Below are 266 nucleotides of genomic sequence, written 5' to 3' on the forward strand. Positions count from 1 at the left end.
AGATGAAGTACTGAAGTACGCTCAAACCTTCACGAAAGTTCGCGGTAATCGGCGTTTCGATGATGGAACCGTCCGGCTTGGCCATCAGGCCACGCATACCGGCGAGCTGACGGATCTGCGCAGCAGAACCCCGTGCGCCCGAGTCGGCCATCATGTACATCGAGTTGAAAGACTCTTGGTCAACTTCGTCGCCGTGACGGTCGATGACTTTCTCTTTCGAGAGGTTGGCCATCATCGCCTTGGAAACTTCGTCGTTCGCCTTGGAC

Annotated in this window: 1 protein-coding gene; it reads right to left on the reverse strand. The window is 55.6% G+C overall.

Annotated features, from left to right (window positions below; all coding sequences use genetic code 11):
* Positions 1–266 (reverse strand): hypothetical protein (locus AC0L3B_RS39610; protein WP_473383296.1); only part of this gene is annotated, 266 nt, incomplete at both ends.

It is taken from the genome of Bradyrhizobium sp. Kon56 (genome assembly GCF_055807635.1).